The following is a 25,280-nucleotide window of genomic DNA, read 5'->3' on the forward strand; positions in this document are numbered from 1 at the left end:
CCCCATGAAGCCGCGTCCGACGACCGCCATCCGATTCGCGAACATCGCAGTGTCCCAGTTGGCCTGGTTCGCCGCGGTTCTGGGCGCCGCGCGCCACATGCCGCTCTGGGGCACGGTCTGCGTTCTCGCCGGCATCGGCTGGCACCTGGCGGTATCGGCCCGGCCGAAGCGCGAAGCCTGCCTGGTGGGGCTGGCGATGCTCATCGGCTTCGCCACCGAGTCGCTGCACACCGCCGCAGGCCAGGTGACCTATCCGTCGGGACAGTTCGATCCGCGCCTGGCGCCCTACTGGATCGTCGCCCTCTGGGGCCTGTTCGCGATTGCCTTGAACGTCACGCTGCGCTGGCTCCGACACCGGCTCTGGCTGGCCGCGCTGCTGGGCGCGGTCGCCGGACCCCTGGCCTTTGCCTCCGGCGTGCGGATGGGCGCGGCGCAGTTCGTCGATGCCCCGCCGGCGCTGTTCGCGCTGGCCCTCGGCTGGGCCGTCGCCTTGCCGACCCTGGTCTGGCTGTCGATCCGGTTCGACGGCGTCACGGTTCCGGAGCCGGCGCATGGCTGAGCGCCTCATCTCCTTCGCCATGGCACTGCTGCTCGGCCTGCTGGCCACGAACGCGCCGCCAGCCTGGTCGGACACCCGTCGCCAATGGGATTTCCAGGTCACGCTCGACGGCCAGCCGATCGGCGAGCACCGCTTCATGAGCACGGCATCGGGGGACGACCGGCAGATCAACAGCGACGCCAGCTTCGTCGTCAAGATGCTGGGGCTCGCGGTCTACCGCTACCGTCACCAGGCGATCGAGCAGTGGCGCGGCAACTGCCTGACCGGCCTGGCCTCCACCACCGAAGAAAACGGCAAGACCACCCGCGTGCGCGCCGAGGCCGAAGGCCCGGCCCCGGTGCCGGGCGACGCCGCACAGTCGCTGGTCGGCTGCGTGATGAGCTTCGCCTACTGGAATCCGGCGATCCTGACGCAAACCCGCCTGTTCAACGCCCAGACCGGCCGCGCCGAGACCGTGCAGGTGAAGCCGCAAGGCAGCGACACCGTCGAGGTGCGTGGCGTGCCTGTCGCGGCTTCGCGATGGCGCATCACCGGGACTGCGCAGCCGATCGACCTCTGGTATGCGGCGGACGGCGAATGGATCGGTCTCGACTCGACCGTCTCAGGGGGCCGCAGGCTGAGCTACCGGCTGAAATGAGCCGGCCGCCGGCGCGGCGTCGGGCTCGACCCCGAGGTAGGCCCGGCGCAACTCGGGCCTCGCCATCAGTTGATCGGGCCGCCCGATCGCGACGATGCGGCCCTCCTCCAGCACCGCGGCGCGCTGCGCGACCTCCAGCGCCATGCTGACGTTCTGCTCCACCAGCAGCACCGCGATGCCATCGGCATGGATGCGCCGGATGGCCTCGAACATGTCGAGCACGATGCTCGGCGCGAGGCCCAGCGAGGGTTCGTCGAGCAGCAGCAGGCGCGGCTTCGCCATCATCGCGCGGCCGATCGCCACCATCTGCTGCTGCCCGCCCGACAGCGAGCCGGCCGGCTGCGCCAGCTTCTCGACCAGCGCCGGGAACAGCGCGCACACGCGTTCCAGCGAGAGTGCCCGCTCGCGGCGCGCGGCGCCCAGGTAGCTGCCGATCTCGAGGTTCTCGCGCACCGTCATCTCGGTGAAGAGGCGCCGGCCCTCAGGCACCAGCGCGATGCCCTGGCCGCAGAAGCGATGCGGCGCCAGCCGCGAAATGTCCTGGCCATCGAACACGAGGCGGCCGGCGCTCACGCGATGGAGCCCGGCGATCGCATTGATCAACGTGCTCTTGCCGGCGCTGTTGGGCCCGACGACGCAGAGCAGCTCGCCCTTGCCGATCGATAGCGACACGTCCCACAGCGCGGTCGCCTGGCCGTAGGCGACGCGGATCTCCTGCACCTCAAGCATGGCTCAGCTCCGCGACGCCGACGGGTATCGGCGCTTCGAAGGCGGCCTCGGCGCACGCCGGCGCCATGGCCTGCCCCAAGTAGGCCGAGACCACCGCCGGCCGCTGCATGACCTCGCGTGGCTCGCCTTCGGCCAGCACCTCGCCGCGATGGAAGATCACGACCCGGTCGCACAGCGCCATCACGGCCCGCATCACGTGCTCGACGAAGACGATGGTCGCGCCCTGGTCGCGGATGCGCCGGATCAGCGCCACGGCCTCGTCGATCTCCGACGGCGTCAGGCCCGACAGCACCTCGTCGAGCATCAGCACCTGGGGCCGCGAGGCCAGCGCGCGCGCGAACTCGAGGAATTTGCGCTGGTGCAGGTTGAGTTCGCCGGGCAGCGCCCCGGCGCGCTCGGTGAGGCCCGTGAAGGCCAGCCATTGCCAGGCCTCGGCCTCGGCACTGCGGCGGTCGAGCGAGGCGGCGCCGAACATCGCCGGCAAAGCAACGTTCTCGAGCACCGTGAGATGGGCGAAGGGCCGCGGGATCTGGTAGGTGCGCGCCATGCCGCCGTGCGCGATGCGGTGGGCCGGAATGCCCGAGATCCGCCGGCCGTCGAACTCGATCACTCCCGCCGTCACCGCATAGTGGCCGCTCGCGACATTGATGAAGGTCGACTTGCCCGAGCCGTTGGGGCCGAGCAGCCCGAGGATCTCGCCGCGCCGCAGTTCGAGGTCGACGCCGCGCAGCGCCTGCACGCCCTTGAATGACTTGCGCACGCCCTGGGCGCGCAGCAGCACCTCGCCGGCGCCGGCCACCGGCCGTGGCGGCACGGCCGGCGCGCCCGTCGCCAGGGCCGGCGCACGCGCAGGCGCGGGCGCTGCGATCACCCCGGCGCCACGCCGCGCGTGCCACCATTTCAGGGCCTGGCCGAGCAGCCCTTCGGGCATGAAGAGGATCACGACGATCAGCACCAGCCCGGTCAGGCCCTTGCCGATGATCGCGGTGTCGCCGCCGGTGAAGGCATAGAGCAGCAGCGTGATCGTGGTGGCGCCGACGATCGGGCCGGCCCAGTGCCGCGTGCCGCCGAGCACCGCCATCAGCACCACCGTGAGCGGCAGCGCGATCGTGAAGGTGTCGCCGGTGGTCACATAGGAGATGAACAGCGCCTGCACGCCGCCGACCACGCCCGCCAAGCCGCAGGACAGCGCGAAGGCGCCGAGCTTGTAGCGGAAGGTCGGCACGCCCATCACCTCGGCGACGTCCTCGTCGTCGTGGATCGCGAACAGGCCGGTGCCGAAGCGCGAGTGGTAGACCACCAGCGCGGCCACCACCGTGGCCAGTGCGACCGCCAGCGCCAGCAGATAAAAGGTGCCCGAGGCCGTGGGCCCGATCGCGGGCACCGGCACCGCGCTCATGTAGACGCCCGGGCCGCCGTCGATCGGCGTGTTGAGAATGAGCGTCGCCACCACGAAGGTGGCGGCCAGGGTCAGCAGCGAGAACAGCTCGGCGCGCACCGCTTGGACCCGGAAGGCCACCGCGCCCAGCAGGGTGCCGAACAGCGCGGCCACCAGGCCGGCGGCCGGCAGGGTCCACAGGAACGGGATGTCGAAGCGGGTCGCCAAGGTCGCCGTGGTGTACATGCCGATGCCGAAGAAGGCGCCGTGGCCGAACGAGAAATAGCCCGAGTAGCCCGACAACAGGTTCCACGAGGTGGCCAGCGCGATCCAGTGCAGCACCAGGTAGAGGATCGACTCGTAGAAGGCCGGCAGCCCGAGCCACGGCACCGTGGCCAGGCCCGCGCCGGCCGCCAGGATCACGAGCAGGGAGCGCTTCATCAGGCCACCCTCCCCGGCCGCGCCAGCAACACCAGCATCAGCAGCGAGAAAGACACCAGCGGCGCCCACGAGGGCGCGGTGACCGCCATCGTGACGGCTTCGGTGACGCCGATGACGCAGCCGGCGATCAACGGCCCGAGCGGCCGGCCCAGGCCGCCGAGCATCACGGCGGCGAAGACCACTCCGATCCAGGCGTAGATCTGCGACGGCGACAGCGTGTAGGCCAGCGCGATGCACACGCCCGCCACGCCGGCCAGCGCGGCGTTCAGGCCGGACAGCATCAGCGCCAGCGCGTTCTGGTTGACGCCGAAGGCGGCGGCGATCGGGGCGTCCTCGGCGGCGGCGCGCATCGCCTTGCCGAGGTCGGTGCGGCGCAGCGCCACCCACACGGCGAGCGAGATGCCGACGCCCAGCCCCAGCGTGATGAGCTCCGGCAGCGGCAGGAACAGCGGCCCGAGCCGCAGCTTGTGCTCGGCATAGCTCGACTCCAGCTTGCGGTAGTCGGCGGTCCAGATCCATTGCAGCAGCGCCTCGATGATCACGGTGACGCCGAAGGTCACCAGCAACGAGTTGAACGGGCTGACCCGAAAGCGCGTCAGCACCCAGTGCAAGGCCGTGCCGAGCGCGAAGAACAACGGCACGATGAAGACCAGCGAGAGCAGCGGGTCGACACCGCGGCGGCTCGACAGCTCGTAGGTCAGGTAGGCGCCGAGGAAGGCGAGCGCGAAATGCGCCAGGTTGATCTGCCGCAGCATGCCCCACGAGAGGCTCAGGCCCAGGCCCAGCAGGCCATAGAGCGCTCCCGTGAAGAGGCCCGCGAGGATGGCCTGGGCGAGAAGGGTAGCGCTCGGCAATGCCATCGGCTCAGGCGCCGCGGGTCTGCAGCTTGGCGCCGGGGGCGGCCCATTCGGCCGGCCAGACCGTGACCCACTTGCCGTTCTGCACCTGCTTGACCCGGCTCAGGTCGGCGCCGAAGTTGCCGCGCTCGTTGAAGCGCAGCTTGCCCTGGATGGTGTCGACCTGGTTGGCGCGCAGCCAGGCGGCCATGGCCTTGTCGTCCAGGCCCTTGGTGGCGATCACCGCGGCCTCGATGATCTGCCAGGCCGTGAACGAGGCCGCGGCCTGGGTCTCGACCGCGGTGTCGGGCATGCCGGCGCCGGCGGCGCGCTCGCGGTAGACCTTGACGAACTCGGCCGCCACCGGGTTGTTGGTGAACGGCGGATGGTCCTCGAAGATGGTCATCGACAACGCCCCGTTGGCCTCGGGCGCCTTCAGCATCGGCGCCGGCGCGGGCACGTGATAGAAGTGGTGCAGCGGCGCATAGTCGATCTTCTTCATGGCGTCGAGCAGCTGGTTGCCCTCGAGGCCGATGGCGCCGGTCCAGATGAAGTCCGGGTTGGCCTCCTTCACGCGGCCGGCGATCGGGCCGAAGTCGCGATTGCCGAAGTCCCACTCGAGGAACAGCACCTCCTTGATGCCGCGCTGCTTGGCCACTTCGCGCGCGCCGAGCGCCACGAAGTGCACCGACGGGAACTTGCTGGTCACGACCGCGATGGTCTTGGGCGGCGCCGACGACGAGGCCAGTGCGGTGAGCACCAGCGCTGGCAGGGTCTTCTCGGGCTCCGGGCCGATCGACCAGGCCGGGAACTGCTGGTCGTACTTGGCCAGGTTCGGGATGCCGAAGGTGTGGTGCACCAGGGTCTTGTTGTAGCGCTGCGCCACGCCCATCGCCGACAGGATGTTGCCGGTGGCGTAGGGCCCGATCAGCAGGTCGACCTTGTCGGCCGTCACGAGCTGCTCGTACAGCGTGCGGGCCAGGTCGGGCTTGGACTGGTCGTCCTTCAGCACCCACTCCACCGGCCGGCCGAGCAGGCCGCCGCGCTTGTTGAGCGAGTCGACATAGATCTCGCCGGTGAGCTTGTGCACCAGCCCGGTGGACGACAGCGGGCCGGTCAGCGCCAGCGTGCCGCCGACCTTGATCGGCGCCCCGCTGGGCTGGGCGCCGGCCTGCGAACTCCACAGTGCGCTGGCGCCGAGGGCGCCGGCCGCTGCCACGAAGGAACGACGGTCCATGTTCATGCTCTGTCTCCTGTAGTTGTTCGGGGAAGCGGTCGGTGCCTGCTTGTCAGTCGCCGTCGACCACCGGGTTCGACAGCAGGCCGACCCCTTCGATCTCGACCTCGCAGACGTCGCCGGCCTTCATGAAGATCGGCGGCTTGCGCGCGAAGCCGACACCCGCGGGCGTGCCGGCGATGATGATGTCGCCGGGCTGCAGCGCGAAGGGCTCCGAGCACACCGACACCAGCGTGGCGACGTCGAAGATCATGTCGCGCGTATCGGCCTCCTGCAGCACCTGGCCGTTGAGGCGGGTCTGGAGCTTCAGGCCGGTGGCGCCCGGGGGCAGTTCGTCGGCCGTGACCAGTTCCGGGCCAAAGGCGCCGGAGCGGTCGAAGTTCTTGCCCATCATCCACTGGGCCGACTTGAACTGGTAGTCGCGGATCGAGCCGTCGTTGAAGAGCGAATAGCCGGCCACGTGCTCGAGCGCCTTCGCCTTGTCGATGTAGCGGCCGCCCTTGCCGATCACGACCACCAGCTCGCCTTCGTAGTCGAACTGCGTCGACACGTGCGGACGCACCAGCGGCTGGCCGTGGCCGACCCACGACGAGGGGAAGCGATGGAACAGCACCGGGTACTTGGGCGGATCGAAGTTGCCTTCGGCCGCGTGGTCGACGTAGTTGAGGCCGACCGCGATCGCCTTGGCGGGCGACTGCAGCGGCGGCAGCCATGCGATGTCCGCCAGCGGCAGCCGCGTGCGGGCCGAGGCGCCGGCGCGCTGCGCCGCGGCCAGGCCTTCGGGCCCGGCGCGCAGCAGCGCGTCGAGGGTGGCGGGCAGGCCTTCGGCCGTGAGGTCGACGACCTCCTGGCCCAGGCGCAGGCCGATGGCGGACTGGCCCTTGTTCTGAAAAGCGATGAGGCGCATGGTGCAGTCAACCGTTCCGGATTTCGAAGTTGGTGATGAAGTCCTCGGGCACCGCGGGGCCCCAGGCGTAGAAGGAATCCTCGGGCGGGTGGTCGCCGGAGCGCCATTCGAAATCGCCCGGCACGTAGTCGATGTCGAACGAAAACTCGCTGTAGCTGCCCCAGGGGTCCCGCGCGTAGTAGAAGTAATTCGAGCCCAGCACATGGCGCCCGACACCCCAGCCGCGCGTGAATCCGGCCGCGTACATCTGCTCCATGCCGCGCCCGACCTCGTCGATGCTGGCAACGTCCCAGCTCAGGTGGTGCAGGCCCGGCCCATCCGACTTCGCCATGGCGATCAGGTGGTGGTCGCTGCCGTGCACGCCGTGCATGAACACCACCAGGTCGGCGGAGCGGTCGGTCAGGCGCAGGCCGAGCGCATCCTCGTAGAAATGGATGGCGCGCGACACGTCGGGACAGTGCAGCAGCACGTGCGACAGGCGGCGCGGCCGGACCTTCGGAATGCGCGAGCGCGCCAGCGAAGCGCCGGTGCCCAGCGGCACGGGCGGCTCCACCTGCTTCTCGCTGCGCAGGTCCGGCGTGCTCTTGGCGGCCACCACAACCTGCACCGGGAAGCCGTCCGGATGCTTGACCCACAGGCCTTCGCCGCTGCCCAGGGGAGGCGGCGCGCAGCGCTCGACGCCCAGCGTCTCGATGCGCGCGGCAATCGCATCGAAGTCTTCGGCGAAGCAGCCGAAGCGCAGGTACTGGAGCTTCTTCGGCCCCGGCGCCGCATGGACCGACGCCCAGGCATGCGGATGGCCGAGCGTATGCAGGTCGAGCCGATCGCCGACGCGCTTCGTCTCCAGCCCGAAAGCCTCGTAGAAGCGCACTGCATCGTCGAGGTCGGGGACCGTGAAAACGATGCCGTCCAGCGAATGCACGCCATGAACGGCGGCCCGATACGGGTCCTTCCGGGTACGAAGCTCGATGGCCATGGTCTGTCTCCGGTACTTCTCGCGAAGCTCGAAATAATATATTCTTCAAGCCAAACTATATCGACAGACGCTTTATCTATACCTAGGGTTAACAAGGAAGATCATTCCTTTCGGACCACACATGACAGCGACGAGCGAGCGCCCCCGGGGAATGAGCCAGACACGGCTGGTGTTCGAGCGGCTGCGCACGGCGATCGTCGAAGGGCGGCTGCTGCCGAGCTCGAAGCTCAACATCGCTGCCTTGGCGGAAGAGCTCTCGGTCAGTGCCGGTGCGGTGCGCGAAGGCCTGGCGATGCTCGAGGCCGAGGCGCTGGTGGTGTCGGAGCCGGCCCGCGGATACCGCGTCAGTCCGGTCTCGGCGCTCGACCTGCGCAACCTGGTCGAGGCCCGCATCCAGGTCGAGCAGCTCTGCCTCGCCGAAGCCATCCGGCACGGCGACCTGGCCTGGGAGGGGCGCATCGTCTCGGCTTTGCACCGGCTGACCCGCATCGCCGAGCGCGAAGCCGGGCAGCCGCGCCATCTCAATCGCGAATGGGCTGCGAACCACGGCGAGTTCCATCACGCGCTGGTGTCCGGCTGCCCCAACGAATGGCTGCTGAAGATGCACCAGATGCTCTATCAGCAGAGCGAGCGCTACCGCTTCCTGACGGCCCCGCTGGCCGCCACCGAGCGCGACGTCAAGGCCGAGCACCAGGCGATCGTCGACGCGGTGCTCGGCCGCGACATCCCGACCGCCCAGGCACTGATCGCGCGCCACCTGGACCACACGGCGCAGATGCTGCTGGACTCGCCGCACCTGAACCAGGCACTGGAAGCGCAGGCCGGCGTCGCCGGGTGATGTCAGGCTTGCAGGCGGGTGAACTGCGCCCTGGACAGAAGCCGCCTGAAGTCGCTGTCGAAACTGACCAGATGCTCGCCTTGATGGATGACTGCGGCGGCCAGCCACGCATCAGGTACATCGTTCGCGGCGAGCGCATTGTCGGCACACAACTGGCGGAACGCCGGCCTCTCGGCACCCAGCGCCGGTCGCTCCACGCCCGGGGCCGCCAGCAAGGCATCGACATGGTGCGGATGGTCGCTGCGCGATGCAGCAACGAGGACGTTGACGTCAGGCGTCACTGTCGGCGGCGTCCAGCATCGCCTTGTTGCTGAGCCCGTCGAGTCCCGGTGCCAGTCCACCCTTGCCCCGATAGACCGGCAGGCGCACGGACTTCAGCTGCGGCGGCCGCCCGCGCAATCGCAGTTGCAGACCTTCTTCGACAAGGCGCGTCAGAGTGGTGCGCTGTTGCGCCGCCAAGGCCTTGGCTTCAGCAAGCAGGTTGTCATTGAGGTTGAGCGTGGTCTTCATGGCTTTCTCTGACCGCCGATATCAGATTTCTGTATCTTAGATGCCCACACGGCAGAGCAAGAGTGGCCAGCTGATCTCGGGCCGGCAGGCGGCTGGACTGCGCCCTGCCTACGGCCGTGACCGCCGATTGCGACGCTCGGCTTCGGCCGCCTCGTGGTCCTTGACGATGGCGGCGATGACGCTCGCGTCGCGCTGGCGGCGCGAAAGGGCCGGCTGGTCATCGTCGCCTTCAGCGGCCGTGACGACGACGATCTCGTCCACGCAGACCGGCGGGACATCTTCGACCGCACCGTGCAGCGCCTCCATCAGGTGCGCCGTGCCATGCGGGGACTGCAGGTCGATGAGGATGCGACGCGCACCGAAGGTGCGTGCATTGACGTGGAAAAAATCCGCAAGATGCGCGCGAAGCTCCGCCCAGTGGCGCTTGTCCCAGATCACCTTGCGGGGCACCGCGCTCAGCGGCAGCGGGAAGAAGGTCGCGGCCTCGTCGCGCTGGTTGATGCGGCTGACGATCGCTTCCACCTGATCGCGCGGAACGCGACGCCTGGTGTAGTGCGGCAAGGGGCCGAAGCCGGAGTCGGCGTAGGTCAGGACGTGGTAGTCGGAAATTGGGCCTTCAACCTTGTTCGACGGGATCCGCACGATTCGCATGGCGCGCGTTTCGCGGCTGTTGCTTCCCATCTCATCCCCTCTGACATTGCGACGTGCCGGAGTCTGCATGCAGGTGCGGCGCTTGAACATCTGCCATTCGGGGGATGCATCGAGGCCTTCGGTGGACCGAGGGCGCAGGCGAACCGATACTGTCGCCCTTGCCCGCACCCGCATCTCTTCGCGATGACACAGACCACCCTTCGTAATGCAGTCCCCCGCGACGCCGCGCGTTGCTTCGAGATCGAAAGCACCGCCTACGAAGGCGACGAAGCCGCCACGCTGGCAAAGATCGTCAAGCGCATCGAGGTGTATCCGCAGGGGTTCCTGGTGCTGGAGGTCGACGACGAGATCGTCGGCTTCATCAACAGCGGCTGCGCGGACCAGGTCGCGATGTCCGACTCGGCGTTCAAGGAACTCGTGGGGCACGATCCTGCTGCACCCAAGGTCGTCATCATGTCGGTGGCCGTGGCGCCGACCCGGCAGGGGCGGGGCTTCTCGAAGCTTCTGATGGCCGAATTCTTGCGGAGGATGCGCGCTGCGGGCAAGCGCGAGGTCCACCTGATGTGCAAGCAACGCCACATCGAACTCTACAGGCGCATGGGCTACGACTACGTCAAGCCATCCGCCTCGAACCACGGCGGCGTGTCCTGGCATGAAATGATTCAGCGGCTCTGAGAGAGCATCCGCCCAGGCGCAGGCACGGCCAGCGCACCCGAAGCGATGCGCAGGCGGAACTCCGACGGCGCACAGCCGACCTCGGCCTTGAAGAAGCGGCTGAAGTAGGCCGCATCGTCGAAGCCGAGCTGCAAGGCGGCCTCCGAGACCGTCATCGGCGTATGGGCCAGGATGCGCTTGGCTTCCAGCACCACGCGCTCGTGCAGCAGCGCCAGCGCGCTGGTGCTGGCCACCGCCCTGCAGACGCGGCTCAGGTGGTCGGCCGTGACATCCAGGGCCTGCGCATAGAAGGCCAGCGGCCGGTGCTCGTGGAAGTGCCGCTCCAGCAGCGCCCGGTAGCGCTGCACCAGCGTGTCGCGCAGGGCCTGGCGCCGGCCGATGCCGGTGGCCGCGATCTCCTGCCGCAGGAACCACAGGGCCAGCAGCACGACCTGGGACTGCAGCGCCTCGGCGCGGCCGATGCGCTGGGACTGGAACTCCTCGGCCAGCGCGGAGAAATGCCGGGCGCAGGCCGCGGCGTTGTCACCCAGGCGCGTGGCATCGAGCACCAGCGTCTGCGCCAGCCGCTGCGCCACCACCGGCGAGTGCGCGCACAGCGAAGCCAGTGCGCTGCTCGGCACCGTCACCTGCGTGCCGACGCTGTCGGGCTCGTAGTCGAAACCGTGCACCACCCCGGGCGCCACCATCAGCGCCACGGGCGCCCGCAGCGCATGACGCTCGCCATCGAAGGTGCCGACCAGCGCCCCGGCGGTGAGCAGCTGGAACTGGTGCAGTTCCTCGTGCCGGTGGGCCGGAATTCTCCAATGGTGCTGCTGGGCCCGGACGCCGATCGCCTCGACGTGCAGGCTGTCCTCCGGCATGAAGTGGCGCACTTCGCGGAACGGGACGACGAGGAGGTTGCTGGGCCGCATGGATCTACCTGGAGGCCGGAAATCTACAAGAAGCCCTCCTATTCGTCCATGGTGGAAAGTCCGCCGTCTCCCTAAGCTGGTCCCCGTTCATCAAGAAACACCGGAGACAAGCATGTGGAATCGACGTCAGCTGCTGCAACGCAGCGCGGCCCTGTCCGGCCTGGCCAGCCTGGGCCTGGGGCGCTCGGCATGGGCCCAACTCAACGGCAACGCCGTCATCGTCTCGGGCTTTCCGGCCGGCGGCATGGGCGACAACGTGGCACGGCCGGTGGCCGAGCGGCTGCGCGGCCGCTACGCGAACAGCCTGATGGTCGAGGCCCGCACCGGCGCCGGCGGCCGCATCGCGGTCGAATACGTGAAACGGGCCGCGCCCGACGGCCTGACCATCCTGCAGATCCCGAGCTCGCCCATGACGCTCTATCCGCACACCTACAAGAAGCTCAACTACGACCCCCTGACCGACTTCGCGCCGGTCTGCTCGACCGTGACCTACGCCTTCTCGTTCACCGCCGGGCCGGGCCTGCCGGCCGAGATCAAGACGGTGGCCGACTACGTCGCCTGGGCCCGCGCCAATCCCAAGCTGGCGACCTACGGCATCCCCGCCGCGGGCTCGGCCCTGCACTTCGCCGGCATGCTGTTGCAGAAGGCGGCCGGCATCGAGATGACCAGCGTCGCCTACCGCGGCGGCGCGCCGCTGCTCAACGACCTGCTCGGCGGCCAGGTGCCGGTGAGCTTCAACGTGGTCGGCGAGGTGATGCCGCACGTGCGCTCGGGCAAGCTGCGCTCGCTGGCGATCACCAGCGCGCAGCGTTCGCCCTTCCTGCCCGAGGTGCCGACCTTGATCGAGCAGGGCTACAAGAACATCGCGGTGCAGGAGTGGCTCGGCTGGTTCCTGCCGGCCAGGACGCCGGCCGACGTGGTGCTGCGCCTGAACACCCTGGTCGGCGAGGCGCTGCAGGTGCCCGATTTCGTGGCCGCGCTCGCCACCTACGGGCTGCAGCCGATCCACCAGTCGCCCCAGGAGTTCGCGCAGATCGTCAAGGCCGACTACGAGAAATGGGGCCCGATCGTGCGCTCCACCGGCTTCACCGCGGAGGACTGAGCACCGTGCCTCGCCTCACTGCAGCCCAGGCGCTGGTGCGCCTGCTGGCGATCGAGCAAGTCCCTTTCGCCTTCGGCATCGTCGGCGGCAAGCTGGCGCCGCTGATGCACGCCCTGTCGCAGCAGCAGGCGGTGCGCTTCGTCGGCGTGCGCCACGAGGCGAGCGCGCCGATGATGGCCGCCGCCGTCCACGCGGGCTCGGGCCGCATGGCCGTGGCCGTCGGCGAGATGGGGCCCGGCGGCCTCAACCTCGCATCCGGCATGGGCGTGGCGCTCAACAACAACCTGCCGCTGCTGGCCATCACCACCAACCAGCACCGGGCGGCCGCCTATCCGCACAGCGGCATGTTCATGGACCTGGACACGAAGGCGGTGTTCGCCCCGCTGACCAAGTGGAATGCGGTCGTTCATGACCCGCGCCGCCTGCCCGAACTGGTGCGCCGCGCCTTCCGCGAAGCGCTGTCGGGCCGGCCCGGCCCGGTCCACCTGGACATCCCGCAGGACGTGCTGGCGGCCACTGCCGACTACCCGGACGACGAGTTCGCACTGCCGCCGGAGCGCTACCGGGCCACCCTCGGCCCCCGCCCGGCGGCCGAGTCGGTCGCCCGCGCGGCGGACCTGCTGCGCGCTGCGCGGCGTCCGCTGGTGGTCGCCGGCGGCGGCGTGGTGACCAGCGGCGCCGTCGACGCCGTGCGCACCCTCGCCGGCCTGCTCGGCGCGCCCGTGGTGCCGACCCAGATGGCGCTCGGCGTGGTCGCCAGCGACAGCCCGCACTTCATCGGCCATGGCGGCCTGATCTCGGGCGACGCGCTGCGCGCGGCCTTCGAGCAGGCCGACGTGGTGCTCGCCGTCGGCTGCCGCTTCTCGTCCTGGATGTGGGATGCGCGCGGGCCCCTGGCGCGCCGCCACCACCGCACCATCAGCATCAACACCGACCCGTCCGCGCTGGGCCATCCGGTGCTCCACGAAGTGGCGATGCAGGCCGATGCGCGGCTGGCGCTGCAAGACCTGGTGGCCGCCCTCGCGGCCGAGGGCCCGGAGCGAACGCCGGACGGCGACTGGCTCGCCGGACTGCGCGAGGTCCGCGCCCGCTACGTCGAAGGCCTGGCGGCGATGGCGCGCGACCCGGACCCGACGATGCATCCCGCGGCCCTCGCCAAGGCCATTGCCGATGCGCTTCCGGGCGACGCGCTGGCGGTGTTCGACGGCGGCCACACCACCTTCTGGAGCAACGATTTCACGCCGGTCGATGCGGTGCGCACGCGCTTCCACGAGCCCGGCATGAGCCACCTCGGCTTCGGGCTGCCGTACGCGCTGTCGCTGCAGCTGCAGCATCCGGACCGGCCGGTGTTCAACATCACCGGCGACGGCTCCTTCGGCTTCACGCTGAACGAACTCGACACCGCGCGGCGCGCCGGGCTGCCGGTGGTCTGCATCATCCACAACAACGCCGCCTGGGGCATCATCCGTTCGGGCCAGCGGGCACAGCTCGATTTCGAATTCGCGACCAGCCTCGAAGGCACCGACCATGCGGCGATCGCGCGCGGCTTCGGCTGCTTCGGCGAAACCGTGACCCGTGCGGAGCAGTTCGCGCCGGCCCTGGGCCGGGCGCTGGCCTCGGGCCTGCCGTCGGTGCTGGACTGCCGCACGCGTTTCGTGTCGCATCCCGCCGCGCCGGCCTTCGGCAGCATGAACCGCTTCGGCTTCGAGGCGTTCATGCCGGTGCCCGCCCCGGGCTGACTCCTTCCACCTTGCACCTTCTCACCATGACCTCACTGACCCTCGCCCAAGCCAACCAGATCATCGCCGCCGCGCTCGCGCATTCGAAGCAGGCCGGCTACCAGCCGATGGGCATCGCGGTGCTCGACGAAGCCGGCCATCTCAAGGCCTTCGCGCGCGAGGACGGCGCCAGCATGTTCCGCTTCGACGTCGCCCAGGCCAAGGCCTGGGGCGCCGTCGGCATGGGCGTATCGAGCCGCCAGCTCGGCGAGCGGGCCAAGGGCAACCCGAACTTCTTCGTCTCGCTGGCCGCGACGTCGGCCGGCCGGTTCCTGCCGCAGACGGGCGCGGTGCTGATCAAGGACGCCCAAGGCCAGGTGCTGGGCGCGGTGGGCGCGAGCGGAGGCACCGGCGACGAAGACGAGGCGATCTGCATCGCGGGGGTTCAGGCAGCGGGTTTCGCCGTGTGATCATGCAGCCGCCCGCCTCGGCTTCGGCTTTGCCTTCGCCTTGGCGCCGGCCGAATTGAGGGCGACCGCGGCCCGCACGAGCGCCTTGAACGCGTCGGCGTCGACCTGCTCGCCCTCCCCGATGTCGATCGCGCGCCGCACGTTGCCGTCCAGGCTTGCGTTGAAAAGCTGGCCAGGGTCTTCCAGTGAAGCCCCCTTGGCGAAGGTCAACTTCACTTTCGCCTGGTAGGACTCGCCGGTGCAGAGGATGCCTTCGTGCGACCAGGTCGGCGTGCCCATCCACTTCCATTCCTCGACGACCTCCGGGTCGGCTTCCTTGATCAGCTGGCGCATCCTGCCCAAGGTCTGGCCGCGCCAGTCGCCGAGCTCGGCGATCCGCTGGTCGATCAGCTCGGAGGCCGACAGGCCCGCGGTCGAATCCGGTTTCTTCATGCCAGGGGGAGTTCGCGCATGAGGTTGCTGCGGACCCAGGTGAAGGCCCCGGCGCGGAGATTGCCCGCCTGCCACTGGCGGAACTCGGGATCGGCCGACAGCGGGTCCGTGACCTTGGCGTAGGCCGCCGCGTTGTCGAACTCCACGGTCAGCACATAGTTGCCCAGTTCGCCCGCCGCCACCGTCCACAGCCGGGGCTGGGGTGCACCATGCTTCTTCCAGAGCGCCGCACCCACCTTCATCGCATCGATGACGACCGCGAGATCGGCCCCGGGGTTGGGTCGCAACACGTAGCGCGCTTCGTAGGCCATGGATGTCTCCTTCATCGCAGAAAGGACGCTCATTGGAGCACCTGGGCGCCCGCTGGGCAACCGGGGCAGGCCAGCGGCAGGCTCAATCGGAGACGGCAGCGCAGCCCTCGACGAAGCGGACGTCGGCGATCCAGTTGCGCCGCCTGCGCGCCAGCCGCGTCTCGACGTCCTCGCCTTCGAACGACACCGGCTGCGGGCGAAGAAGCGACGGCGACACGTTGTCGAACGCGTTGACGTTCACGACGGCATAGAGGTGCTCGTCGAGCAGGCTGGTCACCAGGGGAACGACGCCGCATCGCGCGCAGACATGAAACCGGGCCGTGCGCGTGCCGAAGAAGTAGCTGGAGACGAGCGACGGATAGTCCACGGTCACCCGGAGCACCCCGCCGGGGTTGGACGTCCAGACCCCGCGGTGCTTGGCGCAGAACGAGCAGCCGCACGCCCGCGCCGGGATCTCGGTCGGCTCCGGCTCCCAGCCGAGTTCGAAAGATGTGTTGCCGCAGTGGCAACCGCCTGTGATGACCATGATCGCCTCCTGTCACATGAGAACCTTCAGCAGCCGGGCGAGCAGCTCCTGGGCCGAGAACATCGTGAGTGTCAGCGGCAGCACGGGCAGCAGCGTGGTGACCGCCACGTGCAGCACGGTCTTCAGGGTGAACGGCGCCCAGCGCATGTCCTCGACGATCGCGAAGCTGTTGCCCATGTCGGCCAGCGACTGGATGTCCTTGCTGCCGATCAGCGGCTCGTCGGGCCGCACACCGCCGCGCAGCCATTTGTGGTCGAACTCGCGCGCATAGCGCTGCGCCAGCGTGCCGTACTCGCGGCGGCCCCTGTTCTCGGTCGCCTCCAGCTGCGCACTGAAGGCGCACAACGGCCCGAGGATCACGCACACCATCAGGGCGGCCACCCCGGCGATCTCGACCTCGAACTCGAGCAGGCTGGCGCCACCGAAGAAGATCCGGTCGGCAATCATGCCGGCCAGCAGCACGCCCTGGGCGAACAGGAAGGGCGCGAAGGCCACTCGCACCAGCGACAGAAAGCCGAGTCCCCCGCAGCGGTCGGGATGGGTCGGCATCAGGTCCAGCCGGATGCGCGACACCTGCCAGAGAAAGCGGGCCCAGATGAACAGGCGGAAGTACCACCGCAACAGCAGGAACTGGAACAGCGGCAGGCTCACGCAGGCCAGCCACCAGCCCGCGGCCGTCAGCCTGAGTTGCCCGTCGGCGACGACGCCATACCAGCTCGAGACGTCGAGCGTCAATCGCGTTCGCCAGACCACGAACACACCGATGCCGTAGACCAGCAGCACGAGGAGGATTTCCGCCCAGACCGAATTGCGAAGGCGCAGGGCGGACGCGACCGCCAGGTGGAAGCGACCGCGCGAAGCGTCCGGCACCAGGCCGTCTTCCAAGAACTGCCGCGCGACCAGGCGCATGCGCCGGTGAACCACCAGCTCGGCCAGAATCAACAAGGGCAATGCGACCAGCAGGCGGGCATGCAGTTCGAGATCGCGCAGAAACGGCAGTTCGATGCCGCCCCAGGCCCGTCCTTCGACCACGGAAATCAGCAGCAGCGGGGCCCAGGCGAGGAGCACCGCGGCCAGCGCGCGGCGGTGCGGCATGTTGCCGACCTCGTCCGACAGGTGCGCGCGCCGCCAGAGTTGGAACAGGGGCCCCCCCACCACCAGGGAAAAGTCGTCCGATTCGAGCTGCTGCAGCTCGTCGATGCTCGGCGTCGCAGGGGGCATGGCTCGGAACCTCCGCAATCGGTGCAGCATCCTACACGGCGCCCATGGCGGGGGCCGCGGGCATTCACGATCCGTTCACCCTCATCGCCAAGAATCGCGCAACTTTTTTTGCCCACGCCTGCGCCGATCGCCGGGCGGCCGCTTTTCCCTTTCTGCATCCAATGTCCAGGCACACCTGGGTTCGCACCTGCGCCTTTCTCTGGGGCGCCGTCGTCTTCATGCCCGTCGGGCTCAACTACGCCGGCGCGATCTTCCTCATCAGCGCGATGCTGGCCGGCGGCCAGCTGCCCGAGCGCCTCGACCGCCTGCGCACGCACCCGCTGCGCTGGCCGATCGCGGCCTTCCTGCTGTGGACCCTGGCCGTGCTGGCGTTCGGCCCGCGCTATCCCGGGACGCCGGTCGAGCTGGGGCACGGGTTGCGGATCGCGACCACCATGGTGCTGCCGATCCTGCTGTCCGAAGAAGAGACCGCCTGGGGCCTGCGCGGCTTCTTCGCCGGTGCCCTGCTGGCGCTCGCGGTGATGCTGCTGACCTGCGCCTTCGGCCTGCCCGACCTGCCGCTGTGGCACAACCTGACGACCATGAAGGGCAACAAGTCGATCAACGACGCCCTGCTGTTCGCGCTGCTCGGCGCGTCGGCGGCGACCTGGGCGCTGGCGTTGCCGCGCACCACGCCGAAACGGCTTGCCTGGCTGGCGGCCGCTTTCGCCGCGACCCTGGCCTGCGCGGTCATCGTGACGCTGGCGCTGCCGTCGCGGACCTCGCTGATCGCCCTGTTCGTCGCCGTGCTCGGCGCCTGCGTGCACCAATGGCGCCTTCGGCTGCGCGCGCTCGCTGTTTCGCTCTGCGTCGTCATGATCGCCGCCGGCGGACTGATCTCGCAGGCGCCGTCGGCGCAGGAGAAGTTCAAGCTCGGCGTGCAGGAAATCGAGGCCGCCCAGGCCGGCGCGGTGTCGGAGGGCAGCTGGGTGGTGCGCTTCTACATGTACCGCGAGACCTCGCGCATGATGATCGAGCGCCCCTGGGCCGGCTGGGGCGTCGGCAGCTGGACCAGCGAGTGGCACCGCCGCGCGCCGAGCCTGCTGCACGACTACAACATGCCGCACAACGACTTCCTGTGGATGGGCTCGCAGACCGGCGTGCCGGGGCTGCTGGCGCTGGCGCTGGTCTTCGCGACCGGCCTGGGCATGGCCTGGCGGCGCGCCGACCTCGCCGGGCGGCTGGCCTTCGTCGCGATGCTGGTGCTGCTGGTGGCGACCAGCGTCAACTCGGCCACCCGCGACGCGGCGATCGGACTCAGCCTGCCCTGGATCGTGTTCCTCTACCTTCGGCGCGCACACGGCGCTTCGCCGGCGCTTGCAGGCGGTCGACCCGCAGGCGATCCCGTTCGTCCGTGACGCTGCGCGCGGCCAGGTAGACCGCCCCGGCGGCGGCCAGCCCGCCGGCGCCGCTCAGCAAGAACAGCAGCAGGATCTGGTACTTGGCCGCTTCCAGCGGGTCCATGCCGGCCAGCAGCTGGCCGGTCATGATGCCCGGGAGCGTGATGATGCCGGCTGCCGACATCTGGTTGACGAGCGGGATCATGCCGCGGCGTATCGCGGCCTGCACCGTCACGGCCAGGGCCTGCCGGGCGCTGTCGCCGAGCGCCAGCCGGGCCTCGATCGCCGAGCGCCGGGCCCGCACGTCCTCGAAGAAGCTGTCGAGCCCGAGGCTGGCCGAATTCAGTACGCTGCCGAGCACGATGCCCATCAGGGGAATGGCATAGCGCGGGTCGTGCCAGGGCACCGGCCTGATCGCGGTCGTGAGCGCCAGCGCCACGGTCACGATGCCCGACACGGTCACCACCAGCGCACCGATGCGAAAGTTGCCGCCGTTCGCCAGCCGCTGCCGGGGCCGCACCGCGACCTCTCGGGCCGCCGCGAGGATCATCAGCGCGACGATGCCCAGCGTGGCGGGCGCCGAGGAGGCCGCGAAGACCGCGCGCAGCACCAGGCCCACCAGCAGCAACTGGACGACCATCCGGAACGCCGACCACAGCAATTGCCGATGCACCTGCAGGCCGAGCGCGAGCGACGCCGCCGCATTGACCACCACCAGCAGGGCGGCCACGCCGACGTCGAGCGTGTCGAGGTGGATCGTCATGCCGGGTGCAGCGCGCCGTCGATCATGTCGAACGCGCGCTGCCCCATGCGCGCCGCCTGCTCGCGCGAATGCGTGACCAGCAGCACCGCCAGGCCGCCGGCCATGCGCTCGCGCAGCAGGGCCTCCACCGCCGCGGTCGACGCCGCATCCAGCGAAGCGGTCGGCTCGTCCAGCAGCAGCACGTCGGGGCCGACCGCGAGCGAGCGCACCAGCGCCAGCCGCTGGCGCTCGCCGGTCGACAGGCGCGCGATATCGACATCCATCAGATCGAGCGAAAGGCCCAGCATCGGCAGCAGGGCATGGACCTGCGCGAGGTCGCCGGGCCGGAAATGCGCGGCGGCATCGGCGGCCCACCAGGCCGGTTCGGCCGCCTGGTAGACGACGCGGCGCCGCCATTGCGGGCCGCTGGAGCGGTCGCGGTCGAGCCCGTCGAGCGTGACCTCTCCGGTGCCCACGTCCATGTCGGCGATCAGCCGCAGCAGCACGCTCTTGCCGGCGCCGGACGCGCCCAGCACGGCCACGCATTCGCCGCGCGCCAGGTCCAGATCGAACGGGCCGCCGAAGTCATTGGCCAGTTGCCTGACACGGAGCATGGAGGCAATGTAGGGCCAGACGATGAAAGGCGGCTGAACACCGCCTGACCCGCGGACAGGGTCCGGCCGTTCAGGTTTCGTGCAGGTGGCGGACATAGCATCCAAGCATGTGGATCCAGCGCCCTTTTCAAGCTCCCGCCAGGCCCAGTCCATGGTGGCGGACACCTGCGGCGCCACTTCCAGTGCCATCCTTCTGACCAAACGGTCGGCCGCGGAGGCCGAGCCAATGCGCCGCATATCATCGAAAGGCGCCGCCGAGGCGACGATGTTGCGATGCAGCACCGGCCCAGATGTACATCCAATGTATTCATGAATCACCCGATCGATCGAGGTACGTACCACCCCGCACCGCCCCTTGCGGACAAGCAACCGTTTTCTCGCGGCATGCTGGCCCTGCTGCTCGCCCCGTTGGCGGTGATCTGGTTCGGCTCGCTCGGCATGCGCTCGCTGATCAGCCCCGACGAGGGCCGCTACGCCAGCATCGCCTGGGAGATGATGCGCAGCGGCGACTGGATCACGCCGCGCCTGAACGGCCTTCTCTACTTCGAGAAGCCGCCGATGCAGTACTGGCTCAGCGCGCTGTTCCTGCACCTGTTCGGCCTGAACGAGTTCGCCGCCCGCCTGTGGCCGGCGCTCGCCGGCTTCCTCACGGTGCTCGCGGTCGGCGCGACGGCCTCGCGGCTGTGGGGCCGGGAGACCGGCATCCGCACCCTGGCGATCGCGGCGTCGATGACCTGGATCTTCGGCAACGCTCATTTCCTGACCCTCGACGCCGGCCTGACGCTGTTCCTCACGCTCGCGCTGTGCGCCGTCCTGATCGCCGAGAACGTTCCCGCGACACCCGCGGTGCGCCGCAACTGGATCTGGCTCGCATGGGCCGCGATGGCCGGCGCGGTGCTCAGCAAGGGGCTGGTCGGCATCCTGATCCCCGGCGCGACGCTGGTCCTGACCTGCCTCTGGCGCCGGGACTTCGGCCCCTGGCGCCGGATGCACTGGTGGTCCGGACTGCTGATCTTCCTGGTGCTGGCAGCGCCATGGTTCGTGCTGGTGTCGATGCGCAATCCGACCTTCGCCCAGTTCTTCTTCATCCACGAGCATTTCGCGCGCTACCTCACCAAGGTCCACCAGCGTGAAGGCTCCTGGTGGTACTACCTGCCGCTGCTGCTCGGCGGGATGCTGCCCTGGACCAGCGCGCTGCCATGGCTCGGCCCCCGGCGCGCCGGCGACGCGCCGCCGCGCGGCGTCGCGCCGGCCGACTTCCTGTTCGTGCACTCGGTCTTCATCCTGCTGTTCTTCAGCGCCAGCGGTTCGAAGCTGCCCTCCTACATCCTGCCGATGTTCCCGGCGCTGGCCCTGCTGATCGGCCTGCGGCTGCAGCAGGCCAGCCCGCGCGTACTGCGCGGTCACCTGCTGGTCCCGATCCTGGTCTGGTCGATCGCGCTGGTCGCCTCCACGCAGAGCGCCCGGGTGGCCTCCCATTCGACGCCGGCCGAGATCTTCGCCCAGCTCGGCGCCGGGATCCGCTGGGGTGGCGCGGTCTTCCTCGCGTTCGCGGCGTTTGCATGGTGGGCCCTGCGGCGGCGCGGCGTCACGCTGGCCATCGTCAGCCTGGCGCTCGGCCATCTGATCGGGATGACGATGGTGATGGCGGCCCACAACGCCTACGGACAACTCAAGAGCGCGGCGCCCATCGTGTCGGCATTGGAGCCGGTGCTGCGGTCCGGGGCGCCGATGTTCGCGGTCGGGATCTACGACCAGACGCTGCCCTTCTACCTGCGGCGGGACGTCGTGCTGGTCGACTACCAGGACGAATTCGCCATGGGCCAGGTGCTGGAGCCCGGCCGCTCGCTGGACTCGCTCGACGCCTTCGCCAGCCGCTGGCAGGCGCTGCCGCAGGCCGGCGCCTACATGGACTTTCCGAGCTTCATCGCGATGCGCCAGCGCGGCCTTCCGATGCGGGTCATCTTCCAGGATCAACGACGCGTGGTGGTAGCCAGACAATGAAGATCATCGATTTTGCGTGGGTGCTGACCGGCGTCCTGCTCAACGCCGCAGCCCAGCTGCTGCTCAAGGCCGGGGCGCGCAGCGTCGGCGAGATTTCCATGAGCGACGGCAGTGCCGCGCTCTGGCGCAGCGCGACCGGGCTGGCCCAGCATCCCGGCATCCTCGGCGGCCTGACCTGCTACGCGATCAGCGTGGTGGTCTGGATCGTCGCCCTGTCGCGGGTCGAAGTCAGCATCGCCTACCCGATGCTTTCGATCGGCTACATCGTCAACGCGGCGCTGGCCTGGTGGCTGTTCGGCGAACAGGTCAACGCCCAGCGCTGGCTCGGCATCGCGGTCATCGTCGTCGGCGTCATCCTGGTGGCGCGCAGCGGGAGCACGAATTGAACGACACGCCCTTCCTGCCTTTCACGCGCCCTTCGATCGACGAGCGCACCATCGCCGAAGTGTCCGAGGTGCTTCGCTCCGGATGGATCACCACCGGCCCGAAGTGCCAGGCGCTCGAGGCCGCGTTGTCCAAGCGCTTCAGCGGCCGGCCCGTGCGGCTGGTGAACTCCGGCACCGCCTCGCTCGAACTGGCGCTTCGGCTGTGCGACATCGGCCCGGGCGACGAGGTCATCACCACGCCGCTGAGCTGGGTCGCGACCGCCAACGTGGTGCTGGCGGTCGGCGCCACGCCGGTGTTCGTCGACGCCGATGCCGCCACCCGCAACATCGACCTCGACCGCATCGAGGCCGCCATCACGCCGCGCACGCGGGCCCTGCTGCCGGTCGACCTGGCCGGCCTGCCGGTCGACCGGGACCGGCTCAACCGGCTGGCCGCGGCCCATGGCTTGCGCGTGGTCGAGGACGCGGCGCAGTCCTTCGGTTCCCAATGGGGCGGGCGGCCGATCGGCAGCTTCGGCGACCTGGTGTCGTTCAGCTTCCATGCCAACAAGAACATGACCTTCGGCGAAGGCGGCTGCCTGGTGATGAACGACGAGGCCGAAGCGCGGCGCTTCGAGCTGCTGCGGCTGCAGGGGGTCCAGCGGCTGCCCGGCGGCGGCATGGAGGTCGAGGCCTGGGGCGCCAAGGCCAACATGACCGACATCGCGGCGGCGATCGGCCTGGGACAGCTGCGCAGCATCGACGACTTCAATCTGCGCCGACGCCAGCTGGCCCGGCGCTACTTCGAACGCTGGGACCGCTCGCTCGGCTTCGAGTTGCCGCCCGAAGACACGGAACTGCATGGCAACTGGCACATGTTCCAGCCGCTGCTGCCGCGCGCGTTCGCCGCGGCGCGCCCCGACTTCGTGGCCGGCATGAAGGCGCTCGGCTTCGGCGTCGGCGTGCACTACCCTGCGATGCACCTGTTCTCGATGTTCAGGGCCATGGGCCACGCCCGCGGCGATTTCCCGGTCGCCGAGGACATCGGCGAACGCACGGTCACGCTGCCGTTGTTCCCGGCCATGACGGACGCCGACGTCGATCGCGTGTGCGCTGCCGTGACCACCGTGATGGCGGACCTCCAGGGAGTACGTCCATGACGGTGCTGAAGTCGGTTCCCGGCCAAGAGGCCGACCACGACCACGACGACGACATCGACGACGACACGCCCGAGCTCAGCGTCGTGATTCCGGTCTACAACGAGGAGCAGGGCCTGGCGGCGCTGTTCGAGCGGCTCTACCCGGCGCTCGATGCGCTCGGGGTCTCCTACGAGCTGATCTTCATCAACGACGGCAGCCGCGACCGTTCGGCCGCGCTGCTGGCGGCGCAGTTCGAGCGTCGGCCCGACGTGACGCGGGTGATTCTCTTCAACGGCAACTTCGGCCAGCACCGGGCGATCCTGGCGGGCTTCGAGCACTGCCGGGGCGACCGCATCGTCACCCTCGATGCCGACCTGCAGAACCCGCCCGAGGACATCCGCCTGCTGCTGGACGCCATGGACCGAGGCCACGACTGCGTCGGCTCGATCCGCCGCGATCGCCAGGACCAGGCCTGGCGGCGCTGGGCTTCCCGGGCCATGAACCGGATGCGCCATCGGCTCACCGGCATCGTGATGACCGACCACGGCTCGATGCTGCGCGCCTACAGCCGCAACGTGGTGCAGCTGATCAACCAGTGCAACGAGATGAACACCTTCATCCCGGCGCTGGCACTGCAGTTCTCGCGCAACCCGGCCGAGGTGGTGGTCGGCCACGAGGAGCGGCACGCGGGCGAATCGAAGTACTCGTTCTACAGCCTGGTGCGGCTCAACTTCGACCTGGTGACCGGCTTCTCGCTGGTGCCGCTGCAAGCGTTCTCGCTGCTCGGGATCGTGGTGTCGATGCTGTCGGCGCTGCTGTTCCTGATCCTGGCGACGCGCCGGATCGTGCTGGGGCCCGAGGAAGGCGGCGTCTTCACGCTGTTCGCCCTGCTGTTCCTGCTGGTCGGGCTGGTGCTGTTCGGCATCGGCCTGCTGGGCGAGTACATCGGGCGCATCTACCAGGAGGTGCGGGCCCGGCCGCGCTACGTCATCAACGCCGTGCTGGAGCGCAAGCGCCCATGAAAGCCATCGTCTTCGCCTACCACGACGTCGGCGTGCGCTGCCTGCGGGTGCTGCTCGATGCCGGCGTCGAGGTGCCGCTGGTCGTCACGCATGCCGACGCCGCCGGCGAGGCCATCTGGTTCTCCAGCGTGGCCGGCGTGGCGGCGGCGCACGGCCTGCGCTGCGTGACGCCCGCCGACCCGCACCTGCCGGAACTGCTGGCCGAAGCGGCCGCATCGGCGCCCGACTTCCTGTTCTCGTTCTACTACCGCCACATGCTCAAGGCGCCCTGGCTGCACCTGCCAAGCCGCGGTGCCTTCAATATGCACGGCTCGCTGCTGCCGCAGTACCGCGGCCGGGCGCCGGTGAACTGGGCCGTGATCGAAGGCGCGACGCAGACCGGCGCCACCCTGCACCGCATGAACGAGAAGCCCGACAACGGTGCCATCGTCGACCAGTGCGCGGTGCCGATCCTGATCGACGACACCGCGCACGAGGTGTTCGGCAAAGTCGTCGTCGCAGCCGAGATCGTATTGGCGCGAAGCCTGCCGCTGATGCTCGCCGGGACCGCCGTCGAGCGCCCGCAGGACCTCTCGCAGGGCCGCTACTTCGGCGGCCGCAAGCCGGAAGACGGCCTGATCCCGGGCAGCGCCAACGCCCTGCAGATCCACAACCTGGTGCGCGCCCTCGCGCCGCCCCACTACCCGGGCGCCTTCTGCCACATCGGCGGCGAGCGCATCCGCATCGACAGCACCCGCTTCGCCGAACGGCCGCGGCGGGCACCCGGCGCCGGCCTTCGGCTGGCGAGCGAGGCCGGCGCGCTCTGGCTGCTGGCCGCCGACGGCAGCACGCTCGAAGTGCTGGCCGCACAAGGCCCTGCCGGTGCGATCGACGCGGCCGGCTTCGAACGCCGCTTCGGTGCGCCCTGCGTCCCGGTCGACCATTGAATCATTCCCAACCCACGGATCGCC

Annotated in this window: 29 protein-coding genes; 13 read left to right on the forward strand and 16 right to left on the reverse strand. The window is 69.5% G+C overall.

The genetic code is table 11. The annotated features are described in order from the left end of the window. Nucleotides 1–4: 4 nt before the first annotated feature. The gene (locus QTI68_RS02435; protein ID WP_286519446.1) at nt 5–559 is read left to right on the forward strand and encodes a DUF2878 domain-containing protein; all 555 of its coding nucleotides are present in this window, start codon (nt 5–7) and stop codon (nt 557–559) included. Beyond that, a complete protein-coding gene (locus QTI68_RS02440; protein WP_286519448.1) occupies nt 552–1,196 on the forward strand; it encodes a DUF6134 family protein in 645 nt (214 codons plus the stop codon). Before QTI68_RS02435 ends, QTI68_RS02440 begins: the two co-directional genes overlap by 8 nt. On the opposite strand, the gene QTI68_RS02445 is transcribed toward QTI68_RS02440, so the two are convergent. Genes QTI68_RS02445 through QTI68_RS02470 form a run of 6 tightly spaced genes read right to left on the reverse strand, consistent with a single transcriptional unit; the run spans nt 1,161 to nt 7,700 of the window. After that, nucleotides 1,161–1,925, reverse strand: a complete 765-nt coding sequence (locus tag QTI68_RS02445) for an ABC transporter ATP-binding protein (RefSeq protein WP_286519450.1) — start codon at nt 1,923–1,925, stop codon at nt 1,161–1,163. The genes QTI68_RS02440 and QTI68_RS02445 overlap by 36 nt on opposite strands. Continuing rightward, nucleotides 1,918–3,744 (reverse strand): branched-chain amino acid ABC transporter ATP-binding protein/permease, encoded by a 1,827-nt coding sequence (locus QTI68_RS02450; protein ID WP_286519451.1) that lies wholly within the window; start codon nt 3,742–3,744, stop codon nt 1,918–1,920. The genes QTI68_RS02445 and QTI68_RS02450 overlap by 8 nt, the downstream gene beginning before the upstream one ends. Continuing rightward, nucleotides 3,744–4,604: a branched-chain amino acid ABC transporter permease gene (locus tag QTI68_RS02455; RefSeq protein WP_286519452.1), complete on the reverse strand. Its 861-nt coding sequence runs from the start codon at nt 4,602–4,604 to the stop codon at nt 3,744–3,746. The genes QTI68_RS02450 and QTI68_RS02455 overlap by 1 nt, the downstream gene beginning before the upstream one ends. 4 nt (nt 4,605–4,608) lie before the next feature. After that, the gene (locus QTI68_RS02460) at nt 4,609–5,823 is read right to left on the reverse strand and encodes an amino acid ABC transporter substrate-binding protein (protein ID WP_286519453.1); all 1,215 of its coding nucleotides are present in this window, start codon (nt 5,821–5,823) and stop codon (nt 4,609–4,611) included. Nucleotides 5,824–5,869: 46 nt separating this feature from the next. After that, nucleotides 5,870–6,724, reverse strand: coding sequence for a fumarylacetoacetate hydrolase family protein (locus tag QTI68_RS02465; RefSeq protein WP_286519454.1), 855 nt, complete (start codon nt 6,722–6,724; stop codon nt 5,870–5,872). Nucleotides 6,725–6,731: 7 nt separating this feature from the next. After that, nucleotides 6,732–7,700, reverse strand: coding sequence for a VOC family protein (locus QTI68_RS02470; protein ID WP_286519455.1), 969 nt, complete (start codon nt 7,698–7,700; stop codon nt 6,732–6,734). A 121-nt stretch (nt 7,701–7,821) separates the two neighbouring features. Between QTI68_RS02470 and QTI68_RS02475 the strand changes: the two genes are divergently transcribed. Beyond that, on the forward strand, nt 7,822–8,538 hold the full coding sequence (locus tag QTI68_RS02475) for a GntR family transcriptional regulator (protein ID WP_286519457.1): 717 nt from the start codon (nt 7,822–7,824) through the stop codon (nt 8,536–8,538). A gap of 2 nt (nt 8,539–8,540) precedes the next feature. Here QTI68_RS02475 and QTI68_RS02480 read toward each other — a convergent pair whose 3' ends face one another. The 3 genes from QTI68_RS02480 to QTI68_RS02490 all read right to left on the reverse strand — a co-directional run bounded on the left by QTI68_RS02480 (nt 8,541) and on the right by QTI68_RS02490 (nt 9,789). Next, on the reverse strand, nt 8,541–8,819 hold the full coding sequence (locus tag QTI68_RS02480) for a PIN domain-containing protein (RefSeq protein ID WP_286519458.1): 279 nt from the start codon (nt 8,817–8,819) through the stop codon (nt 8,541–8,543). Continuing rightward, nucleotides 8,809–9,048: a DUF6364 family protein gene (locus QTI68_RS02485; protein ID WP_286519459.1), complete on the reverse strand. Its 240-nt coding sequence runs from the start codon at nt 9,046–9,048 to the stop codon at nt 8,809–8,811. The genes QTI68_RS02480 and QTI68_RS02485 overlap by 11 nt, the downstream gene beginning before the upstream one ends. A 108-nt stretch (nt 9,049–9,156) precedes the next feature. Then, complete coding sequence (locus QTI68_RS02490; RefSeq protein WP_286519460.1) at nt 9,157–9,789, reverse strand: hypothetical protein; 633 nt, start codon at nt 9,787–9,789, stop codon at nt 9,157–9,159. Between the two features lie 93 nt (nt 9,790–9,882). Between QTI68_RS02490 and QTI68_RS02495 the strand changes: the two genes are divergently transcribed. Continuing rightward, entirely contained in the window at nt 9,883–10,374 is a 492-nt protein-coding gene (locus QTI68_RS02495) for a GNAT family N-acetyltransferase (protein ID WP_286519461.1), read from the forward strand. Here QTI68_RS02495 and QTI68_RS02500 read toward each other — a convergent pair. Further along, nucleotides 10,362–11,285 (reverse strand): helix-turn-helix domain-containing protein, encoded by a 924-nt coding sequence (locus QTI68_RS02500; protein ID WP_286519462.1) that lies wholly within the window; start codon nt 11,283–11,285, stop codon nt 10,362–10,364. The two genes, QTI68_RS02495 and QTI68_RS02500, sit on opposite strands and share 13 nt — an antisense overlap. Before the next feature lie 112 nt (nt 11,286–11,397). Here QTI68_RS02500 and QTI68_RS02505 point away from each other — a divergent pair, with 112 nt between their 5' ends. The 3 genes from QTI68_RS02505 to QTI68_RS02515 are packed head-to-tail and all read left to right on the forward strand — an operon-like array spanning nt 11,398 to nt 14,575. Beyond that, nucleotides 11,398–12,387: a Bug family tripartite tricarboxylate transporter substrate binding protein gene (locus QTI68_RS02505; protein ID WP_286519463.1), complete on the forward strand. Its 990-nt coding sequence runs from the start codon at nt 11,398–11,400 to the stop codon at nt 12,385–12,387. A 5-nt stretch (nt 12,388–12,392) separates the two neighbouring features. Then, nucleotides 12,393–14,126 (forward strand): thiamine pyrophosphate-binding protein, encoded by a 1,734-nt coding sequence (locus QTI68_RS02510; protein WP_286519464.1) that lies wholly within the window; start codon nt 12,393–12,395, stop codon nt 14,124–14,126. A 26-nt stretch (nt 14,127–14,152) separates the two neighbouring features. Further along, on the forward strand, nt 14,153–14,575 hold the full coding sequence (locus QTI68_RS02515) for a GlcG/HbpS family heme-binding protein (RefSeq protein WP_286519465.1): 423 nt from the start codon (nt 14,153–14,155) through the stop codon (nt 14,573–14,575). Here the strand turns inward: QTI68_RS02515 and QTI68_RS02520 are convergent, their stop codons facing one another. The 4 genes from QTI68_RS02520 to QTI68_RS02535 all read right to left on the reverse strand — a co-directional run bounded on the left by QTI68_RS02520 (nt 14,576) and on the right by QTI68_RS02535 (nt 17,065). Further along, the gene (locus QTI68_RS02520; RefSeq protein ID WP_286519467.1) at nt 14,576–15,007 is read right to left on the reverse strand and encodes a DUF1801 domain-containing protein; all 432 of its coding nucleotides are present in this window, start codon (nt 15,005–15,007) and stop codon (nt 14,576–14,578) included. Beyond that, nucleotides 15,004–15,318 (reverse strand): NIPSNAP family protein, encoded by a 315-nt coding sequence (locus QTI68_RS02525; RefSeq protein ID WP_286519468.1) that lies wholly within the window; start codon nt 15,316–15,318, stop codon nt 15,004–15,006. The genes QTI68_RS02520 and QTI68_RS02525 overlap by 4 nt, the downstream gene beginning before the upstream one ends. Nucleotides 15,319–15,400: 82 nt before the next feature. Beyond that, nucleotides 15,401–15,844 (reverse strand): GFA family protein, encoded by a 444-nt coding sequence (locus tag QTI68_RS02530; protein WP_286519469.1) that lies wholly within the window; start codon nt 15,842–15,844, stop codon nt 15,401–15,403. A gap of 12 nt (nt 15,845–15,856) precedes the next feature. Then, the gene (locus tag QTI68_RS02535) at nt 15,857–17,065 is read right to left on the reverse strand and encodes a hypothetical protein (protein WP_286519470.1); all 1,209 of its coding nucleotides are present in this window, start codon (nt 17,063–17,065) and stop codon (nt 15,857–15,859) included. Between the two features lie 161 nt (nt 17,066–17,226). Between QTI68_RS02535 and QTI68_RS02540 the strand changes: the two genes are divergently transcribed. Then, nucleotides 17,227–18,462 carry an O-antigen ligase family protein gene (locus QTI68_RS02540; RefSeq protein WP_286519471.1) on the forward strand — a complete coding sequence of 412 codons (1,236 nt, stop codon included), beginning with the start codon at nt 17,227–17,229 and terminating at the stop codon, nt 18,460–18,462. Here QTI68_RS02540 and QTI68_RS02545 read toward each other — a convergent pair. After that, entirely contained in the window at nt 18,362–19,207 is an 846-nt protein-coding gene (locus QTI68_RS02545; protein ID WP_286519472.1) for an ABC transporter permease, read from the reverse strand. The genes QTI68_RS02540 and QTI68_RS02545 overlap by 101 nt on opposite strands. Further along, nucleotides 19,204–19,800, reverse strand: coding sequence for an ABC transporter ATP-binding protein (locus tag QTI68_RS02550; protein ID WP_286519474.1), 597 nt, complete (start codon nt 19,798–19,800; stop codon nt 19,204–19,206). Before QTI68_RS02550 ends, QTI68_RS02545 begins: the two co-directional genes overlap by 4 nt. A gap of 309 nt (nt 19,801–20,109) precedes the next feature. Between QTI68_RS02550 and QTI68_RS02555 the strand changes: the two genes are divergently transcribed. The 5 genes from QTI68_RS02555 to QTI68_RS02575 are packed head-to-tail and all read left to right on the forward strand — an operon-like array spanning nt 20,110 to nt 25,256. Then, nucleotides 20,110–21,804 carry a glycosyltransferase family 39 protein gene (locus QTI68_RS02555; protein WP_286519475.1) on the forward strand — a complete coding sequence of 565 codons (1,695 nt, stop codon included), beginning with the start codon at nt 20,110–20,112 and terminating at the stop codon, nt 21,802–21,804. Beyond that, nucleotides 21,801–22,190 carry a DMT family transporter gene (locus QTI68_RS02560; protein WP_286519476.1) on the forward strand — a complete coding sequence of 130 codons (390 nt, stop codon included), beginning with the start codon at nt 21,801–21,803 and terminating at the stop codon, nt 22,188–22,190. Before QTI68_RS02555 ends, QTI68_RS02560 begins: the two co-directional genes overlap by 4 nt. After that, nucleotides 22,187–23,329: a DegT/DnrJ/EryC1/StrS family aminotransferase gene (locus QTI68_RS02565; RefSeq protein WP_286519477.1), complete on the forward strand. Its 1,143-nt coding sequence runs from the start codon at nt 22,187–22,189 to the stop codon at nt 23,327–23,329. Before QTI68_RS02560 ends, QTI68_RS02565 begins: the two co-directional genes overlap by 4 nt. After that, a complete protein-coding gene (locus QTI68_RS02570; protein ID WP_286519478.1) occupies nt 23,326–24,330 on the forward strand; it encodes a glycosyltransferase in 1,005 nt (334 codons plus the stop codon). Before QTI68_RS02565 ends, QTI68_RS02570 begins: the two co-directional genes overlap by 4 nt. Further along, the gene (locus tag QTI68_RS02575) at nt 24,327–25,256 is read left to right on the forward strand and encodes a formyltransferase (protein WP_286519479.1); all 930 of its coding nucleotides are present in this window, start codon (nt 24,327–24,329) and stop codon (nt 25,254–25,256) included. The genes QTI68_RS02570 and QTI68_RS02575 overlap by 4 nt, the downstream gene beginning before the upstream one ends. The last annotated feature ends 24 nt before the right edge of the window (nt 25,257–25,280 follow it).

Source organism: Variovorax sp. J31P207, assembly GCF_030316965.1.
Lineage (GTDB): Bacteria > Pseudomonadota > Gammaproteobacteria > Burkholderiales > Burkholderiaceae_C > Variovorax > Variovorax ginsengisoli_B.

Excerpts from the sequence above, each read along its gene's own strand:
- QTI68_RS02575 (WP_286519479.1), top strand. The coding sequence starts at position 24,327 with ATGAAAGCCATCGTCTTCGCCTACCACGACGTCGGCGTGCGCTGCCTG.
- QTI68_RS02475 (WP_286519457.1), top strand. The coding sequence starts at position 7,822 with ATGACAGCGACGAGCGAGCGCCCCCGGGGAATGAGCCAGACACGGCTG.
- QTI68_RS02555 (WP_286519475.1), top strand. The coding sequence starts at position 20,110 with ATGAATCACCCGATCGATCGAGGTACGTACCACCCCGCACCGCCCCTT.
- QTI68_RS02465 (WP_286519454.1), bottom strand. The coding sequence starts at position 6,724 with ATGCGCCTCATCGCTTTTCAGAACAAGGGCCAGTCCGCCATCGGCCTG.
- QTI68_RS02440 (WP_286519448.1), top strand. The coding sequence starts at position 552 with ATGGCTGAGCGCCTCATCTCCTTCGCCATGGCACTGCTGCTCGGCCTG.
- QTI68_RS02530 (WP_286519469.1), bottom strand. The coding sequence starts at position 15,844 with ATGGTCATCACAGGCGGTTGCCACTGCGGCAACACATCTTTCGAACTC.
- QTI68_RS02535 (WP_286519470.1), bottom strand. The coding sequence starts at position 17,065 with ATGCCCCCTGCGACGCCGAGCATCGACGAGCTGCAGCAGCTCGAATCG.
- QTI68_RS02500 (WP_286519462.1), bottom strand. The coding sequence starts at position 11,285 with ATGCGGCCCAGCAACCTCCTCGTCGTCCCGTTCCGCGAAGTGCGCCAC.
- QTI68_RS02550 (WP_286519474.1), bottom strand. The coding sequence starts at position 19,800 with ATGCTCCGTGTCAGGCAACTGGCCAATGACTTCGGCGGCCCGTTCGAT.
- QTI68_RS02540 (WP_286519471.1), top strand. The coding sequence starts at position 17,227 with ATGTCCAGGCACACCTGGGTTCGCACCTGCGCCTTTCTCTGGGGCGCC.
- QTI68_RS02560 (WP_286519476.1), top strand. The coding sequence starts at position 21,801 with ATGAAGATCATCGATTTTGCGTGGGTGCTGACCGGCGTCCTGCTCAAC.
- QTI68_RS02505 (WP_286519463.1), top strand. The coding sequence starts at position 11,398 with ATGTGGAATCGACGTCAGCTGCTGCAACGCAGCGCGGCCCTGTCCGGC.
- QTI68_RS02520 (WP_286519467.1), bottom strand. The coding sequence starts at position 15,007 with ATGAAGAAACCGGATTCGACCGCGGGCCTGTCGGCCTCCGAGCTGATC.
- QTI68_RS02460 (WP_286519453.1), bottom strand. The coding sequence starts at position 5,823 with ATGAACATGGACCGTCGTTCCTTCGTGGCAGCGGCCGGCGCCCTCGGC.
- QTI68_RS02545 (WP_286519472.1), bottom strand. The coding sequence starts at position 19,207 with ATGACGATCCACCTCGACACGCTCGACGTCGGCGTGGCCGCCCTGCTG.
- QTI68_RS02435 (WP_286519446.1), top strand. The coding sequence starts at position 5 with ATGAAGCCGCGTCCGACGACCGCCATCCGATTCGCGAACATCGCAGTG.
- QTI68_RS02455 (WP_286519452.1), bottom strand. The coding sequence starts at position 4,604 with ATGGCATTGCCGAGCGCTACCCTTCTCGCCCAGGCCATCCTCGCGGGC.
- QTI68_RS02445 (WP_286519450.1), bottom strand. The coding sequence starts at position 1,925 with ATGCTTGAGGTGCAGGAGATCCGCGTCGCCTACGGCCAGGCGACCGCG.
- QTI68_RS02570 (WP_286519478.1), top strand. The coding sequence starts at position 23,326 with ATGACGGTGCTGAAGTCGGTTCCCGGCCAAGAGGCCGACCACGACCAC.
- QTI68_RS02525 (WP_286519468.1), bottom strand. The coding sequence starts at position 15,318 with ATGGCCTACGAAGCGCGCTACGTGTTGCGACCCAACCCCGGGGCCGAT.
- QTI68_RS02485 (WP_286519459.1), bottom strand. The coding sequence starts at position 9,048 with ATGAAGACCACGCTCAACCTCAATGACAACCTGCTTGCTGAAGCCAAG.
- QTI68_RS02515 (WP_286519465.1), top strand. The coding sequence starts at position 14,153 with ATGACCTCACTGACCCTCGCCCAAGCCAACCAGATCATCGCCGCCGCG.
- QTI68_RS02490 (WP_286519460.1), bottom strand. The coding sequence starts at position 9,789 with ATGTTCAAGCGCCGCACCTGCATGCAGACTCCGGCACGTCGCAATGTC.
- QTI68_RS02470 (WP_286519455.1), bottom strand. The coding sequence starts at position 7,700 with ATGGCCATCGAGCTTCGTACCCGGAAGGACCCGTATCGGGCCGCCGTT.
- QTI68_RS02450 (WP_286519451.1), bottom strand. The coding sequence starts at position 3,744 with ATGAAGCGCTCCCTGCTCGTGATCCTGGCGGCCGGCGCGGGCCTGGCC.
- QTI68_RS02495 (WP_286519461.1), top strand. The coding sequence starts at position 9,883 with ATGACACAGACCACCCTTCGTAATGCAGTCCCCCGCGACGCCGCGCGT.